Origin of the sequence: Streptomyces sp. NPDC006925, from assembly GCF_042869575.1 — a bacterium.
Taxonomy (GTDB): domain Bacteria; phylum Actinomycetota; class Actinomycetes; order Streptomycetales; family Streptomycetaceae; genus Streptomyces.
Genome location: NZ_JBIAGB010000040.1, coordinates 1 through 16495, shown reverse-complemented (window position 1 = coordinate 16495; position 16495 = coordinate 1). Strand labels below are relative to the sequence as shown.

At 73.3% G+C, this 16495-nt stretch carries 11 protein-coding genes; 1 reads left to right on the top strand and 10 read right to left on the bottom strand.

Annotation, left to right across the window (positions count from 1 at the left end; all coding sequences use genetic code 11):
- Window positions 1-33: 33 nt before the first annotated feature.
- From ACFYNS_RS30965 to mobF, 3 genes are all read right to left on the bottom strand, one after another.
- A complete protein-coding gene (locus tag ACFYNS_RS30965; protein WP_388606212.1) occupies window positions 34-1674 on the bottom strand; it encodes a zeta toxin family protein in 1641 nt (546 codons plus the stop codon).
- The gene (locus ACFYNS_RS30960) at window positions 1674-2231 is read right to left on the bottom strand and encodes a hypothetical protein (RefSeq protein WP_388606210.1); all 558 of its coding nucleotides are present in this window, start codon (window positions 2229-2231) and stop codon (window positions 1674-1676) included. The genes ACFYNS_RS30965 and ACFYNS_RS30960 overlap by 1 nt, the downstream gene beginning before the upstream one ends.
- A gap of 255 nt (window positions 2232-2486) precedes the next feature.
- Window positions 2487-7559: a MobF family relaxase gene (gene mobF, locus ACFYNS_RS30955; RefSeq protein WP_388606208.1), complete on the bottom strand. Its 5073-nt coding sequence runs from the start codon at window positions 7557-7559 to the stop codon at window positions 2487-2489.
- 261 nt (window positions 7560-7820) lie between these two features.
- On the opposite strand from mobF, the gene ACFYNS_RS30950 reads away from it, so the two are divergent.
- Complete coding sequence (locus ACFYNS_RS30950) at window positions 7821-8300, top strand: hypothetical protein (protein ID WP_388606206.1); 480 nt, start codon at window positions 7821-7823, stop codon at window positions 8298-8300.
- Between the two features lie 826 nt (window positions 8301-9126).
- Here the strand turns inward: ACFYNS_RS30950 and ACFYNS_RS30945 are convergent.
- From ACFYNS_RS30945 to ACFYNS_RS30915, 7 genes are all read right to left on the bottom strand, one after another.
- A complete protein-coding gene (locus ACFYNS_RS30945) occupies window positions 9127-9258 on the bottom strand; it encodes a hypothetical protein (protein WP_388606204.1) in 132 nt (43 codons plus the stop codon).
- A 1051-nt stretch (window positions 9259-10309) separates the two neighbouring features.
- Window positions 10310-11614, bottom strand: coding sequence for an MFS transporter (locus ACFYNS_RS30940; RefSeq protein ID WP_388606202.1), 1305 nt, complete (start codon window positions 11612-11614; stop codon window positions 10310-10312).
- Window positions 11615-12661: 1047 nt separating this feature from the next.
- Window positions 12662-13048, bottom strand: coding sequence for a hypothetical protein (locus tag ACFYNS_RS30935; protein WP_388606200.1), 387 nt, complete (start codon window positions 13046-13048; stop codon window positions 12662-12664).
- A 562-nt stretch (window positions 13049-13610) separates the two neighbouring features.
- On the bottom strand, window positions 13611-13874 hold the full coding sequence (locus tag ACFYNS_RS30930) for a hypothetical protein (RefSeq protein WP_388606199.1): 264 nt from the start codon (window positions 13872-13874) through the stop codon (window positions 13611-13613).
- A gap of 431 nt (window positions 13875-14305) precedes the next feature.
- Window positions 14306-14434, bottom strand: coding sequence for a hypothetical protein (locus ACFYNS_RS30925; protein ID WP_388606197.1), 129 nt, complete (start codon window positions 14432-14434; stop codon window positions 14306-14308).
- Between the two features lie 1162 nt (window positions 14435-15596).
- Window positions 15597-15821, bottom strand: a complete 225-nt coding sequence (locus ACFYNS_RS30920; protein ID WP_388606195.1) for a hypothetical protein — start codon at window positions 15819-15821, stop codon at window positions 15597-15599.
- 92 nt (window positions 15822-15913) lie between these two features.
- Window positions 15914-16306 carry a hypothetical protein gene (locus tag ACFYNS_RS30915; protein WP_388550818.1) on the bottom strand — a complete coding sequence of 131 codons (393 nt, stop codon included), beginning with the start codon at window positions 16304-16306 and terminating at the stop codon, window positions 15914-15916.
- Between the last annotated feature and the right edge of the window lie 189 nt (window positions 16307-16495).

Genomic DNA, 16495 nt, shown 5'->3' with positions numbered 1-16495 from the left:
GATGCGGGCGCCCGCCCGCATCCGGCACCCGGTTCAACGCCGGGCAGCCACGCGGGGGCGGGCGGGCTGGTGGTATCCGATGGCGGTACGCGGGGGCTCCGCCGGCGGCTTCACCCGGGCCATGCGCTGCTGGACCGCTTGGAGTTCGGCCTGGCGCCGGCGGGGGGAGAGGGTGGAGCGGCGGCGTTCCTCGCCCAAGATGCCGACCGCGGTGTCCCGGTAGCCGTCGGCGGTTTCCCTGGCGGCCTGAGAGCTGTCGAAGAATGCCTGCGCCCCCGGCCTGCCCCGGTCCTGGAGCTCCTTGCCGCGGGCGTAGTCCTGGAGCGCCTTCTGGTCCGCGTTGCGGTAGCGGTGCAGGGTGCTCTCCAGCAGCTCTCCCAGTTCAACGTCGGTGCGGGCGGCCAGCGGCCCGGCGGCGCGGGCCCGGCGGCCCGCGCCCCAGCGCGGCCCCTGGGGCCGGTCGGGGAGGCCGACAGCGGCGTCGATGGCCCACTCCCAGTTCTGGCCGACCGCCCGGCCGGCCTCCGTGGTGGCCTGCCGAGCCGCTGCCTGGTGGGCCCAGTCGGTGGTCCTGGCGGCGATCCGGGCGGCCTTCGCCGCGGCCCGCAGCGACATCTCGCCGGTCAGGCCGCGCTCGCGCTCGGCCTCGATCACCTGCCCCGGCGTCTGCCTGCCGGCTGCGAGCCCGGGCGAGTCCACCGGCGTGCCGTCCGGCCGGAAGACCCTCACCCTCGCGCCCATCGCCGCGGCGCGGTTGGCGCTCTCGGCCAGCCGGTCCGGTGGGAGGGTGAAGGGGAGCCGCGCGGTGCGGCGGTCGCTCAGCTGTGCGTCGAGGGCGTTGAGCCGGCGTAGGGGCTCCGGTGTGGTCACCGCCGCGAACTCGATCCGGTAGCCGGCCTGCTGGAAGCGCATCATGTCCTGGGCCAGCGCCTGCGGATCGCGGGCGTCCGTGCGCAGGACGGTGTTGGCCCGCTGGTCGATGGCGTACTGGGCTGCCGCCAGGTGCCGGGCCTCCGGCCTGAGCCCGACCTCCTCGACCGCCTCGTAGGCGGGATGGGAAGGCGGGTACCCGCCGCCGAGCTCGACGACGGGGCCGCGGCGGGTCAGCTGCCTGGTGACGTCGGCGGTGAGCGCGCCGGTGCCGGTACCCTCGGCCCCGGCGACGACGACCGCGACCGGCTGGGCGGGCGGTTCGACCGGCGGCGGGGGGTATGAGGGCTGCGGCGGCAGCGCCCGGTCGACAGCTTGTCCCGTCCTCTCCAGGGACGGGCCCGGCCCGGTGGGCGCGTTGTACTCCCTGACGGCCGAGCGCACCTCGCCCTGCGCGAGGAGTCCCTGGACGCAGGTTTCGAGCGGGCGCAGGTTCCGGACGTTGGCCACATCATCCAGGTCGGATCTGCCTATGGCGGCCCCTTGCAGGTCTTCGTTCACTTCCTGCCAGCGCTGCCGTCTCCAGGCTTCCCTCTCCGGGCCGTCTTCGGGGACAGGGCCGGAGTGGGTCTCCGTCAAAGCCCGGAAGAAGTCCTCGTAGCCGGGGGCGGTGAAGTGGTCGGGGGTGAGGACCCCCAGGACCTCGGGCACCCTCTCCGGGCTCCGCCACAGCTGTGCCAGCAGATGGGTTTGGTCCTCGAGGGCGATGAAGTTCCTGGCCTGCCCGCTGTCTTCGCCTGCCACTATCGCTCCCCGTTCCCGCTGTCACCCGGCCGCACCGGCGCGACCTCTTCCGCCTCCGCCCGCACCTGCGCCAGCCGGTCCAGCTCGGCCGCGTGCCGCTCCAACGCGCCCACCAGAGCGGCCTGCCCGGCGTCCTCGGGATCGAGCGCGAGGTAACGGTCGTCCCTGGCCACCCACCAGCGGCCTTCGAACGAGACCGCCGCACCGTCCGGGGTCAGCGCCAGGGCCCTGCCGTCGGCCACGGCCTCGTGCAGGGGGCGCACCGTGGCGTAGTCGTCGACGATCTGGGCGCAGTAGGCACGCGCCGCCTCGACGGTGTCGTGGTTGTCGGGACGGATCGCCGTACGCCAGCCGCTGATACGGCGGCTGACGCCCAGCCAGCGCGCGTGTTCCCGCTCGTCCGCGCCGGCCGGGGAGCCCGCGTGCGCCATCCGGGCGGCACAGACCTCCTGGGCCCGGTCCATCGACGCCAGGAGGGTGTCGAAGGCACCCGCCGCCAGCTCGTCCCAGGCACCCGGCCGGATCTCGTCGAGTAGTGAGTCAGATATCGCAGTCACGCCACTCCTCCGTGCTGAGCCGGTGTTGGTTCCGGCGGCCTCAGCCTAGTGATCCGCGCCGGTGCCGGATCGGTGAACCGACCGCTGTACAGCGGCAGTTCGGCTCCGACTTCGTCACAACAACCCGTCCGGCGCTCGGTCCGGCGCCCCGTCCTGCCATGGGCGCGGCGTGGGCGGGGCGTGGGCGGCGGGGCGGCGGCTCGGCATCGGCAGCACGGGGGGCCGCACCGGCATCCCGGCCGGGCCGCCGCGGTGTCATCTCGCACGGCTCGGTCCGTCGCGGCGTGGGGGATCCGGGCGCTGCTGCGGTGTCGCGGGCGGAGCGGGGCGCTGCTGCGGCGGACGGGGCTGCTGCGCCCGGGCGGCCTGTTCGGCGGCGCGCCTGTCATCGGGAAGGGTGGCGCGCACGCTCGCCTCGTGCCGGAGCGCGGCGGCCGTCTCCCGGAGCTGCCGGGAGCGGTCGCGCATGCGCCCGGCCTCTGCCGCGGCGGCCCGCGCGTCCTCGCCCGCAGTCGTCCGCGCCCGGGCGAGAGCGGCGTCGAAGGCGCCTCCCGCTTGCTGCCAGTCGTCGAGGAACTGTTCGTGGCGGGCGGGTTCCCCGGCCGTGACGGCAGCCTGGTCGCGGTGCCGTTCGGTCCGGGCGAGGTCCTCGGCGAGGCGGGCCGCCTGCTCCTCCAGGCGGCGCAGGTGCTCCTCGAGAGCGCGTCGTTCAGCTCCGCGCACCGCGGGCAGGCCCATGCGCTGCGTCGCCGCCAGCCGGGCGGCCGTCTCCTGGCGGTGGGCGGTGTTCTCCGCGGCCTGTGTGCGGGTGGCTGCGGCCTGCCGTCGGGCGTCGCGCCATCGGGTGATGGCCTCGACGCGGGCCGCCTGGGCCGAGACACGCTGCTCGATCCGGCCGCCGGGTACCGCCTCGGCGGCCAGCCGCTGAGCCCGTGTCTGCTGCTCGTCGGCGCTGCTGTCGGCGGCCCCGGCGGCATCGATGGCCCGCCGGTGCGCCTCGCGCAACTGGGTGTCGGTGAGCCGCCCGTGGGGCCGCTCCTGCCAGGGGGGCACGGTGGGGGGCGCGGCGGGGTCCGCGGCGGGCTGTTCGGTCTCCGGGGTGCCTCGCAGGATGCGGCGGGCCAGCTCCCGGCGGGCGTCGGAACCCCGGCGGACGCGCGCGCGGTCCTCGAGCAGACCGGGCGCGAGCTCGGTGAGGGTCTCCCGCGCCTCGGCGATCAGCCGCTCCTGGGCGGCGGCCTTCTCCTGTGCCCGGGATGCCTGTTCGGCCAGCTGACGGGCACGCTCCTGGCGCGCGGGGGTGTCCGCGTCGCGCAGCGCCTGGCCGCGGTTGCCGGCGTCGAGTGCCTCCTGCCGGGCGGCGTCCCGCGCCGTCTCCGCACGGTGGAGCACGGCGAGGGCCTCTTCCACCCGCTGCACCCGGTCGGCACCGTGCCGTCCGCGGTGGTCTGCCCGGCGCAGCGCGTCGTCGTCCGTCCCGCCCGACTGCTGCGACGGGACCGCGGTGGCCGAACCGGCCCGGCAGTCGGCGATCGCGGCAGCCGCGGCGTCGTAGTCGGCGGCGACCACGGGGTCGGCCGGACGCTGCCCCAGGGCCACCTCCTCGTGGCCGAACTCCCACAGTTCGCGGTAGGCCAGAGCTGCGGAAGCGGCCCGGTCCCACCGTCCCCGGGCCTCGTCACCGGCGCTCGGGCGCGGGCCGATCGCCTCGAGCCACGCCGGGGGCCGGGCGGCCAGTTCCTCGACCCCGGGAGCGGTGGCGAGCGGCAGCTGCGCGGCGCGCCACACACCGCGCAAGGCGGCGTCCATGCCCTCGGCGGAGGGGGCGGGTCCGGTGGGTGCGGGGCCGTCGTGTCCGGCCAGGTCGCGGTAGACAGCCGCCGCGGTGAGCCGCTCCTGCCACGCCTGCGCCTCCTGCGCGTCCGCGGGGCGGGGGCCGTATGCGGCGGCCCATCCCCGCTCGGCTTCGGCATCCGTCTGGGCGGCTTCGCCTAGCTGAACGGCACGCTCTCGTGCGGCCGCGGCCAGGTCCCGGGCGACCCGCACGGTCTGCGCATCGTCGCCCGGCACCGCCTCGGGCGGCAGCAGTCCGAGCGCCGAGAGCGGGTCGCCGCTGACCGCCGGAACGGGGGCGAGCAGCTGCGGGGCCGTGGCCGGTCGGGGCGCGTCCTGTGCGCGCCGGAAGGCGTGCGGGGTCCCCTCGTCCGGGTCGACGGCGCGGGCGTTGCGGGCGTGCACGACGGCGGCGATGTCCCGCACCGGCCTGCCGTCGCCGTCGAGGAAGCCCCGCTGGTGCCACGTCGTCTCCAGCAGCCGGTCGGTGTCGATCCCGTCCTCGGCGAACCGTCCCAGTTGGGCGCGCAGCGCGGGCCAGGCGGGGGCGGAGAGCAGTTGCTCCGCGGCGGGCTCTCCGAGCAGTTCGGTGACGGCGCTGCGTGCCCGGTCGTCGGCGATCCGGTCGAGCACGAAGGCCAGCCTGGCCGTGTGCGTACGCACCGAACGGGCCGCTTCCTGGCTGCGGCGGGCGGTCATGGTGGCGGACTGCTGGGTGCCGTCGCGGCGCAGCGTGGACTGCCACACCTGGCGGGCCGTGAGCCGCGGGCCGGGCCGGCCGGTCTCCGGGTCGGCGGGCTCGGAGGTGACCAGATAGGCGTGGTTGGCCAGACGTCCCCGGGTGAGTGCGGGATAGGCGCCGTTGCGGTCCATGGAGCTGTCGAAGAGGGCGTGTCCCGTGTCGACCGTGAGCCCTTGTGCACGGTCCTTGGTGACCGCGTAGCCGAGCTCCACCGCTTCGGAAACATAGCTGCCGGGCAGGGTGACGCGGCGGCCGGTGCGGTCGTGGACGGCGGTGAGACCGCCACCGTCCTCGACGGCTTCCACCGTCCAGGTGTCACCGTTGCGCACCCACTGGCGGCCGTCGTGAGTGCGCAACCGGCGGTCGTTGGCACGGGTGACGACCCGGTCCCCGGCGCCTGCCCGGTTGCCGTCGCTCAGGGCGGTCTCGGCAGCGGTGTCGACCTCGCCACGGGCCGCCAGGTCGCTGCGCGCACGCTCGTTCAGCTGCGCAACGAGTGCGTTGCTGGAGGCGATCATGACGGACTTCAGTCCGTCGCCGACGTCCTGCCGCCAAGCGGTGTAGACGGCGTCGAGCATGGTTTCGGCACCGCCGTGCGCGATGCGGCCGCGCTGCGCATAGGCGTCGAAGGAGGCGTCCGCGTCACCGCGCGAGAGCGCCGTCGCGGCGTCGACCTCCCAGCGGCGGATGGTCTTGTCAGCGTCGCGGAAGCGGCGCACCTCCGACAGGTACTGCGCACCCGCGTCGGCCTCGACGAGGGCGAGCGCGCCGCCCACGCCGGGGGAACCGAGCTGGCGAGGGTCCCCCACCAGCAGCAGCCGTCCGCCCACCGCTTCGACCTGTTCGGCCAGCGCGTGCAGGTCGGGTGTGGAGGCCTGGCCGGCCTCGTCAACGATGACGATCTGCCCGGGCTGCAGCGACCACTGGGCTCCGCCGTGCCGCTCGCTCATGTAGCGCCAGCGGGCGATGTTCTCCGCCCGGATGCCGGCTTCCTCGCCCAGGTTGTCGGCCTGCACCTGGCCGCCCGCCAGTCCCAGTACGGGAAGATCGTGGGCGTCCGCGGCCTCGCGCACCAGCCGCATGATGGTGGTCTTCCCGGTGCCCGCGGGGCCGATGACCGCGCTCACGCGCACATCGGAACCCAGCAGGTTCCGTACGACCTGCCGCTGCTCCGCGCTGGGCCGGAATCCGCGCTCCTCGTCTCCGGCTGTGAGGGCGTCATCGACCTGTCCGGGGGTCAGACTGCGCACCGGGGCAGGTCGGGTCGCGGCCTCCACCAGGTCCCGTTCGGCGGCCAGGAGACTGTGCGAGGTGAAGACCTGACCGGTGGCGACCGGCTCGAAGACGGAGCCGCCGTCCGCCCGGCGGAAGCGCTCCGGAAGCGCCACCGCGTCGGGGGCGTCCAGGCGCGCACACAGGTCCGGGTCGAGCAGTGCGTCGGTGGCTCGTTCCACTGTCCGCGTGAACGCTTCGTCGTCCAGCCGCACGTGCCAGCCCGTCTCCACGAGCTGTCGGCAGATCTCGGCGGCCGCGTTGGATCGGGTCCACTGGGCGCGCTGTCCTTCCAGGATGCGCAGCGCTCTTCCGGGTATCCCGGTCAGCGGAACGTCGGGCTCGGGAGCGGTCTCGGTCTGCTCCCGGGAGACCTCGGCCGCATGCCGCAGGAGGTCCTCGGGGTGCGGGATTCCCAGCTCCCGGGCCTGCGCGATCCACCTGCCGCGCTCCTCCTCGACGGTGCTGGGCTGCTTGTCCGGACGGGCGCTGAGCGTGGCGGCCTGAGCCAGCTTGTACTCCTCCGCGCGGGTCGGCTCACGCCCCTCCCGGGCCACGAAGTCACGGGTCATCGAGGCCAGCTCGGTCTCGGTGCTGCGACGTCGCTGCGAGAAGTCCCGGACGGCCTTCTCGCCCACTCCGAGGAACTCCCGCACCGGGCGCCGCGCGGGCCGTAGTGAACTCTGCCGGACGTCGGCGAGAACCCCGAACTCCGCCGCCATTCCTCGTTCCACCTCGGCGGTGTACAGCTCGGAGAACTCCACCAGTCGGGCATGCAGCGGCCGTGCGTCCAGGGCCAGCCAGCGGCCGTCCTCGGTGCGTACTTTCGAGCTGATCTCCAGGTGCCGGTGGAAGTCCGGGTCGCCGGCGCGGGAGCTGCGGTGGGTGAAGACCGCACCGATGAAGCCCCGTCCGGGGACCTGGATCTGGGACGCCGCTGTCGGTCCCACTCGGGTCCAGCACACCTCGTCCTCGAGGCGTGCGAAGACTTTCTCGAATGCCGAGCGCTCCACAGCCTGGAGCCGTGTGCGCTGCTCGTCGTCGGCCGTGGCCCACAGCAACGAGAAGCTCTTGACGGGTGAGAGGACCATCTCCCAGCCGGCCCGCGCGGTGCGGTTTCCTTCCTTGTCGGCCTTGGCCTGGAGTTGCTGCCGACGTGCCTCGCTCGCCTTCGGTTCGGCTTCCAGATACTTCGCGAACAGTTCGTCAGCGGGCGTGTAGCGCGGCCACGCACGACCCATTCGCTTGCCGCCGACCGGGTCGACGGCGTCCTTGAAGACCGCGTCGGCGTCCTCCTGGGTGACCGCCCCCGACAGTCCGATCGCTGCGGCCTCGGCACCGATCCACTCACCGGGAGTGTCTCCGCCCTCGGCCCACTGGGCCGTCAGCTGCTTGTTCCCGGCCTCCACATCGTCGCCGGAGACGGTGCGCATCAGGTAGTCGATTCCGGAGCCCGCCGATATCGGGTGCAGCGTGATCACCGACGCCCCCCGGAGCGTGCCACGTGCGCGTTCCGCGGCGGCTCGGAAGGGACAATCAGGCTGGGCATGAATGCAGTTCACAGCACTCGGCGACGAATAGCAAGAGGTGTGACTGATAATCAGGTGCCGTTGGTCTGTGGCTTCTCGGCTCCGTGAGGATGTCGAGAAGCCACAGACCAACGGCACCTTCCCTTTCTGTGACAGTGATGGGACATCAGAGGCTCTTGTGACGGACGAGGTGGTCCGGAAGCATCTGCGGACATGACGTCACGACACAACGAACGCCTCCAGGAACGGCGCCAAGCCCTGCGCGAGCAGCACAAGCGCGAGTTGGAGGAGGCCAAGCGGCGCCAGGCCGCCCAGCTCACCTCGATCACCGCCTACGACCAGCGCATGGCCAAGCTGGAGGACGCCCGCCGCGAGGTGGCCACCGCCGTCGCCGAGGCCGTCACCGCATTCGGCGGCCGGCGCGACGCCGCCGCCGCCCTCGGACTGACCGCGGCCGAGGTACGGGAGTACCTGGCGACGCACGAGGAGTACGCCGCCCCTTCCCGGGCGGCCGACCGGGCGGCTGACGGGCGTGCGTCGACAGCCGAAGAGCCCGCGGTGGCGGAGCAGCCGGTGGTTGAGCGGTGGTCGTCGGCAGAGCAGTCTGCCGACCAGCACGCGCCGCGTGCGGCAGAAGATACGGGCAGCCCGGCTGCGGCCGGAGTGCCCGCGCCGGCGGCGAACCCTGTCTGACCGCGTCCGGTTCGTAGGCCTCAGCCCTCACACGCGAAAGGCCCTGGGGCCGCCGGAATACCGGCGGCCCCAGGGCCGATCTTGTTGCGGTTCGGCGCCGCGCCTACCGGCCCAGCGCCTCGTCGCCGCGCTGGTCCGCGGCTTCGGCGATCTCCTCGACGTCCTGGGACGCCTCGTTCGCGCTGTCCTGCGACTGCGAGTATTCCTTCGGGTCAGCCATGACCTGCTCCTTCGACGGTGCCGGGCGGTGCCTCCGTCGTGAGGGAGGGGGTCCGTGGTGGGCCCTGCCCGACGCAGCCGATCAGCCCCGGGGGCGGGGTGGGGGCAAACGCGTCTTTGGTTTGCGGCCACCCCGCCCCCGGGGCAGGCTGCAAGCGGCGGACAGGGACCTCCACGGACCCCCCTCACGGCGGAGGCACCGCCCGGCTGTCGAAGAGAGCTGAGGCCTGCACAAGCCGAACTCGAGAAAGACGGCAGGCGATTCAGTAAGCGAATGCGGAGAAGAATCCGCCGGGACCGCAACGGCTGAGCACGAGTCGGAGAACGGGGGAAGCACCGCGGCGGGATCGGCGCGGTGAACGGTTCACCTGCACGCGCCCAGTCGTGGAGCCGACATGTTCCCGGGGAAGGACCGGACCGCGGTCACGGGGAGTGCAAAAGCCTGGCCTGCCCAACACTTCGACGCTGTACCGGCGGACATCGCGGACGGCGCTTGTGAGAGATCGCCGACCAGCCAGAGACCGCGGATCTCCGAACACGAAAAGGCCCCGGCATCGCCGCGATGGCGGTGCCGGGGCCGACTCGTCAGAGGCGAGTCACAGTCGCCTCACCCTCCGGAGGAGTCGTCGCTGTCCGATCCGGAGAGAGGAACGTCCTCAGCCGTGAAGTTTCCGGCGTCTTGGGCGTCCTCGGGGGCGGTCGTCTTGCCGCTCCAGATGTCCTCGGTGGGGTGCTGCACAGTGTGCTCCTTCGACGGTGCCGGGCGGTGCCTCCGTCGTGAGGGAGGGGGTCCGTGGTGGGCCCTGCCCGACGCAGCCGATCAGCCCCGGGGGGCGGGGTGGGGGCAAACGCGTCTTTGGTTTGCGGCCACCCCGCCCCCCGGGGCAGGCTGCAAGCGGCGGACAGGGACCTCCACGAACCCCCCGTCGACGCCGGAACCGGCTTGCGTGGACGAGCAGCAGAACGTGCGGGACCTGCCGCATCCAAGCGGTCGTACACGGTGGTCCCCGGTACCGGTGGTACCGGGGACCACCAGCTCTGCCGGGTCAGTCATCCCCATCCGAACCGGTCTCGTCCTGAGGCTGGGGAGGCTCGGGCTGAGGGGGCGCGGGCCGGGGCTCGTGACCGCCGGCGTCCGTCCAGATGCCGCCCTGTTTCGTCATGGTGCGCTCCTTCTCGACAAGGCCGGGCGGTAGCTCCGCGTTGAGGTAGGGACCCGTGGTGGGCCCTGCCCGGCGTGGCCGATCAGCCCCGGGCGCGGGGCGGGAGCAAACACGCTTCTGGTTTGCGACCGCCCCCGCCTCGGGGCAGGCTGCGCACGGCGGGCAGGACCCACTACGGACTCACCACGTGGGCTCGTGCGCACGGAGGTGCGGGAGGCGAGCCGGAAACAGCGGGAGCCGGTGTGCCGGGGCCAGCACCGCGGCCGGCTGTGAAGACGTCGCGCCGCAAGCGGCGGGACGGAACAACGCACGCACGCGTGCAGCGGCAGCAGGACGGCGCGAATGTGCTCTGCCGATACGTCGCCGGGTGTGTGCCCGGTCGGCGACGGGGGGGACATCGCGCCGAGCGGGCGGCGGTATCTGTCCGACCCTGCGCAGAGGACAGTTCCTGGGCCTAGGTGTTGGGTCCCGGCTCGCAGAGCTCCCGCGCGCAGAAGTGCTGCGCGGCCATGCCGGGGAACACCGCCCACCGGAAAGCGGCCCGGTGCCCCATGGCACCCGGGCCGAACGGACCGATCCGGTCAGCCGGTCGGCCACTGCCCACCGGAGTGAGCAGCGGCCGACCGGTCACCCGGTGGGCTCCTTCGCCAGGAGCTCTGTCTGCGGACGGTCTTCCCGGATCCTCGGGGTGAGCGATCGGACCTCCTTGCGGAGCACCGTGCTCTGGGTCACCAGGAGGTACAGGACCGCGGCCACGATCAGCGGCACGGTCAGTCCGAAGCGGTCCACGATCAGCCCTGCGGCGAGCCCGCCGAGAGCGCCGCCTGTCTTGGACGCCGCACCGCCGACGGACCTGACCCGGCTCCGGAACTTCTCCGGGGGCCACTGGTAGAGGATCCGCCCCACCACCGAGTAGGGGAACGCCCCGGCGAAACCGGCGGCGATCCAGGACACCATCACCAGCCACGTCGGTGCCCCCAGGGCCAGCACCAGCGGCTGAGGCACGATCAGCAGATAGCCGACGGCCATGATCACCGAAGGCCGCACCCGCTCGATGACCGGCACGGCAACCAGACTTCCCGCGAAGCCCGCGAGCGCCGCCGCGCTGACGAGCGCCCCGATCGCTCCCGGTCCTGCGTGGGTCTCCCTGGCCCACAGGGGCAGGAACACACCGCTCATCGGCGCGACGAGGAACTCCATGGAGCCCAGCATCACGTGCAGCCTGACCAACAGGCCGTCCCTGCGGAAGTAGCTGACTCCTTCACGGAGGCTCCGCCAGTACCCGAGCTTGCTCTCACCCGGTCCCGCCTGGGCGTGGTCCGGCTCCATGCCGTGCGGCAACGCCACACCGACGATCAACGCGTTCGCCGCGAACAACGCGGTCACCACCAACAGGCCGATCACCGGCACCGGCGCCAGCAGCGCACCGAGGGAAGGTCCGAACACCTGGCCCGCCGTCGACATCGCCGTCCCCAGGCTGATACCGCGGCCCTCGGCGACGCCGACGTACCGCGCCGCCGCGGGAGCCAGTCCGGCCATCGCCACCAGGGCCGCTCCGCTCGCAGCGCCCGACGACGCCAGGAGCGCCAGCAGCACCGGGAAGGGCAGCGAGTCCATGCTCACGAGCACGGCGATCGTCGCGATGCAGCCCGTCTGTACCGCGGCACCGATCCACGTCGACCTGCGCAGTCCCACCCGGTCCACCACCGGACCGGCCAGGAACCGTGCCACGACGGCCGGTGCGACCTCGGCGAAGACGACCAGCCCCGCGTGGCTCGTGCTGCCGGTCGTGGAGAACACGAACCACGGCATCGTCAGAGTCAGGACCCAGTAGCCCATGACCCCGGTGAACGTCGAGGTCAGCACCCACGTCAGCGGGCCGAAGTGCCTCGACAGCGACCACCTCAGGGCCAGACTGTCGTAACTTGCCATGCCCATGACACCTCCAATTCCAGAGGAGGCTCGGACCCGACAGCGGGCTCCGATGCCTCGCCGGGAACGTCCCGGCAGGGGTGCCAGGGGCAGGTGGTGGAGGTACCGGGGCGCAGCGCAGCAAGGCCCGGTGCCTCCACCACCTGTCAAGCTCCGATGCCGGGTCGTTCTCGGCGGGGTGTCGGGGCCTCCCGCGCCCCGGGCCTGCAGGGGGAACAGGCATGCGTGGCTCCACAGGAGCCGGACTGACGACGGGGGCTCAGAAGCTTCTGGGCGGCCGCGGACCGCGGAGGAGATGACCGGACTGCCGGCCCCGGCCGGACTGTCGGTCTCGGCCCCCACGGGACACTCACGAACAGCAGCCCGCACAGCTCACGGCCGAAGAGGACACTCCTCTGCCCGGCCGGACAACCTCACACCCGAGCACGCCCCCACGCGCACCATCCCCCCGTCCCCGGCCCACACCGTCACCGCCGCCACGACACCCACTCACCGCGGCAGGAACAGCACCGTCGCCCCGCACACAACCGTCCCCGCCCGCCAACACCCCCGAGCCGTCACCGCCAACACCCCCGAACCGGCACCGGCGCCACAGCCGCCAGCCGACATCCCCGAACCACCGCGCCGACGGGCACGACACATGCCGCCGCGTCCCTCGACGTGACCCTCGCCCCGCACGCACTCCACGGAATCCGCCGTCGGAACAGTCGGCCACACGACGAGCACCGGCCTCGCGCCTCTCCGCGGCCGACACACCGATCCGGCACGAGACGCCACGGCACCCCGGACAACGACACGCATCGACCGCCGCGCGACCGCCGGGCCGAACAGCCCTCGCCATGCCCCGACCACTGCTTCCAGCACTCACCTGAGCCGTCTGCGACATGCCGTAGGAAGCCACCGACCCGCACCACGCATTCGCACGGTCCCAGGCCGGCTCCCGATCGAACAGCCGGCCCGGAACAACACGCGAGAAGGCCCCGGTCTCCCACCGGAGTGGGAGACCGGGGCCTTCCGACACCGTGACGCGCGCGGCGCCCCGGGGCCCTAGACGGCCTCGTCCTCGTACAGGTCGGCGAACTCCACCCGCCTCACGTCAGCGATCTCCAGCGGCTGCCGCAGGAGGCGGCGCAGCCAGGCGAACGGCCTCGACTTCTTGAGGTGCCCCGCGCCGATCTCGATCGAGACCCACCGGTACTCCACGTCCCGCATGGCCTTGCCCTCCGGGGCGTAGAGGGCCTGGGCGGCCTCCAGCTGCCCGGCGGGGACCTCGACGATCCAGGAGTCCGAGCGCTGCTCCCACGGCCGCCGCCCCTGCCGGGGGACCTCCACCTGCAGGACGACCGTTCCCTTGCCCTCGTCCGGGACTCCCGCGGACGCGACCCTGACCACCAGACCCTCGATTGCGAGGGAGTAGCACTCCGAGAACAACATGACAGCTCCTCTGCTGTAGACAGCCGGGGAGCGCCCGTGCGGGCCGCCCTGGGCGCTCTGCCCTTCCCGGCACGATGCCGTCCGCGCCGCGACGGGATCGGGGGGCAACCGCTGCGGAGCGGTGGTTGCCCCCCGGTTCTGGCGTGGCGCAGGCTCGCGGGGCGGGAAGGGCGGACCGCCCAGGGCACTCCGGGCAGGTACCTGCGAAGGCCGCGCAGGAGAAGGGCGAACCGGCGGCGAGGAGCGGTTCCCGCGGTCTGGTCGCGACCTGGATGCTGGGCGCCTGGACGGGCTTGGACGGCGCGGAAAGGCCGGACCGGCGACGGCGCGGTGGCGCCACCATGGGCCGGGGGTGGCCACGCCGCGTGCCGGGCACTCGCCGAGCCCCGCGATGCGACGATCCGGGAAGCACGAGAAGGGGGCTGTGTCCGCCGGCTCCCCGGCGGACACAACCCCCCTTCTCCTCCACGGATTCCGGCCACCCGCCGGAGCGTCGAGCGGGCGCCGGGCCCCGGCTGCTCAGCCGCACCTGGTCGTGCGGCTGAGCAGCGACCGGGACAGATCAGTCGCAGTCGTGGTGGAAGATGAAGATGCCGCCGGAACCACTGCTGTGCTTCCCGGGCTTCGGCTTCCCACCCCGCTTGAAGATGGACTTCCCGCCGTGCTTGGACGGGGAGAATGCCGCGGTCTGCACCGTCGTGGTCCCGAGGCTGTTGTCGCTGCAGCTGTCGTTGTCGGCCTGGCACCGTGCGACCAGGAAGACGATGCCGAGTACCAGCACGAGGGTCACGGCCACCGTCACGATCAGACTTCGGCTCCTGCCCATGTTGCCTCCTCCGTGGAAAGGGACCCCGCCGCTGTCCGCGGCGTGTGGTGATCCCCTCTCCGACGTGTGCCGACCGCGCTGCGGTGGGGTGGGAAGCAACCGGTGGAGGAACGAGACCGGTTGCTTCCCACCCCGGCGGAGTGCAGGCTCAAAGCGGCGGACAGGGGATCATCACCAGGCGCGCTCAGCGGCGAAGCGGCGGTGAACAGCAGGTAGCACCGACGACGGCCCCACGCACCGGGCAACCGGTCGCCGCGAAGGAGGCCCTGGCATCCGCCGCGCCGACAGCGCCGGGGCCTGCTCTCAGCGGGCGGGCCCGGCGAGTTTCGGCAGGGTCGCGGTACCCGTGGCGAGCAGCCCGCGCCATGGACACCGGACGAGGCCCGGTGCCCGCCGCAGAGCGGCGGGCACCGGGCCTCACAGCGGCCGGGTCAGCTCTCGCTCCCGTTGCACTTGAGGCACCGCCCGAGGACGTACACGCAGCTGCCGCCCTCCTTGCTCGGGCACGCGTTGCTCAGGGTCGCCAGCGCCTGCACGACCTTCCGGGTGAGGTTCTTCATGTCCTCGGTCCTCTCCGCCGGAGAGGGGAGGCCGCTTGTTGCGGTCCGTGGTGGCCCCTGCCCGACGCAGCCGATCAGCGCCGGGGGCGGGGTGGGGGCAAACGCGCTCTTCGTTTGCGGCCGCCCCGCCCCCGGCGCAGGCTGCAAGCGGCGGACAGGGGCCACCACGGACCGCACGGCGGCCGATGGTCGCCGGCCCGAGCGGGGCAGGCGGGAGCCGGAAGGGACTCGCAAAAACGAGGGGCGGCGCGGCGAAGCCCCGGTGCCGCAGCGATCGGCAGCACCGGGACCGACTGCCCGGCCGGGCCGGGGTTCAGCGCTCGCCCTGGCCGGATCCGCCGCCGGGACGCGGGGGCCGGGTCAGACGGGGAAGGTCGTCGGACTGACGGCCGCCGGTGTCCTTGGCGTCCTGCTCCTTCATGGGGTATTCCTCCTCCGGTCATGCCGGACGGTGGCCTCCGTCCAGGAGGCGGGCCGTGTTCGGTCCTGCCCGGCGCAGCCGACCAGCGGCAGGAGTGGGGTGGGGGCAAACACGCTGTCCGTTTGCGGCCACCCCACTCCTGCCGCAGGCTGCACGCGGCGGGCTGGGCCGGACACGATCCCTGCGGACGGCTGCCAGCCGGCGCCGGGGGGAGGGCGAGCCGGAGGAGCTCCTCGGGGAGCCGACGGTCGACGTGTGGCGCAGTGGCTTGCCCGGTGCGGACAGCCGGGGAGCGCAGCCGCGCAGGCGGCCCACCCCACCGAACTCGCCCCTCCGGCACAGCGGGACGTGATCTTCCGGTGGATCAGCAACTCGGGCAGGGCTCGGTCCTGTTCCCCTCACCGGTGATGACGATGATGACGCCCCGGCCCATGCAGGTGCGGCAGGTTTCGGCCATGACGTGCTCCTTCTCGACAGTGCCGGGCGGTGCCTCCGTCGTGAGGGAGGGGGTCCGTGGTGGGCCCTGCCCGACGCAGCCGATCGGCCCGTGGGTGGAGTGGCCGCAGACATGCTCTTCGTCGGCCGCCACTCCCCCACGGGCACGCTGCGTGCGGCGGGCAGGAACCGCCACGGGCCCCCCTGTGACGGCCGGTATCGCCCGCCGGTCGCCGAGAAGGAACCGGCTCGCCGGGTGCTTCCGGCTCCCTGTGAGGGGCCGGAAGCACCCGGGTCAGTCACCCGTCACCGCGCGCCGGCCCACCCGGCTTCGGCAGGAGCGTCGAAGTGGCGCTCCTGACGCTCCAGATTCGCCACGAAGGCGGCGGTCCGTGCCGCGTCCTGCGCCACCAGGTTCCCCGTGCGGTGATACCCGCGACGGTAGAGCCCGGTCTCCGGCACCGGAGCGACGAACGCGCCGCAGGACAGTGCTTTCACCGCGAACGTGCCGTCCTCCGGCCCGTAGGCCACGGGCCGGACACGACGAAGGGCGGCCCCTCAGCCGAGGGACCGCCCTTGCGGAGCGGGAGGGAGCGGCGGGCGGCCGCCCCTCCCGGGGCCGACTACTTCACCAGGCCCTGCAGGAACTTCGGCGTGGCCACCGGCTTCTCAGCCTTCCGGCGGACGACGACCTCGCTGAGCACCAGCTGGTCGCTGCCGTAGGTCCCGTTGGGCCTCTTGGCCCCGTGCTTGTACTCGAGGCTGAGAGCGCTCACGAAGTCGCCCTTCCCCAGCGACGTGATGACGTCGATCCACCCGCGGTTCGTGGTGACGAAGGAGACGTAGTCGTCCTCACGCCGGGTGTTCTCGTTCTGGTTCGTCACGCGGACGGTGAGTGTCGCCCAGTCGCCCTTCTGGTTCACGAAGGTCCTCGCCACGTGTCCGGTCGCCGTGGCGAAGTAGGGAAGCTTCTTGGCCAGGACCTGCAGTGCCTGCTCGACGGTGATCTCTTCCACGGTTCCTCCTGTGCGGTGGCCGGGAGGAATGGCCGCTGCTGCGACCCGGGGCTCTGTGGTCCCCTTCCCGGTGATCGGCCGACAGCGCCGCGTCGGGGCGGGGGGGGGGGGGGGGGGGGGGGGGGGGGGGGGGGGGGGGGGGGGGGGGGGGGGGGGGGGGGGGGGGGGGGGGCGGGGGGGGGGGGGGGG

Excerpts from the sequence above, each read along its gene's own strand:
- ACFYNS_RS30950 (WP_388606206.1), top strand. The coding sequence starts at position 7,821 with ATGACGTCACGACACAACGAACGCCTCCAGGAACGGCGCCAAGCCCTG.
- ACFYNS_RS30925 (WP_388606197.1), bottom strand. The coding sequence starts at position 14,434 with ATGAAGAACCTCACCCGGAAGGTCGTGCAGGCGCTGGCGACCCTGAGC.
- ACFYNS_RS30935 (WP_388606200.1), bottom strand. The coding sequence starts at position 13,048 with ATGTTGTTCTCGGAGTGCTACTCCCTCGCAATCGAGGGTCTGGTGGTC.
- ACFYNS_RS30940 (WP_388606202.1), bottom strand. The coding sequence starts at position 11,614 with ATGGCAAGTTACGACAGTCTGGCCCTGAGGTGGTCGCTGTCGAGGCAC.
- ACFYNS_RS30930 (WP_388606199.1), bottom strand. The coding sequence starts at position 13,874 with ATGGGCAGGAGCCGAAGTCTGATCGTGACGGTGGCCGTGACCCTCGTG.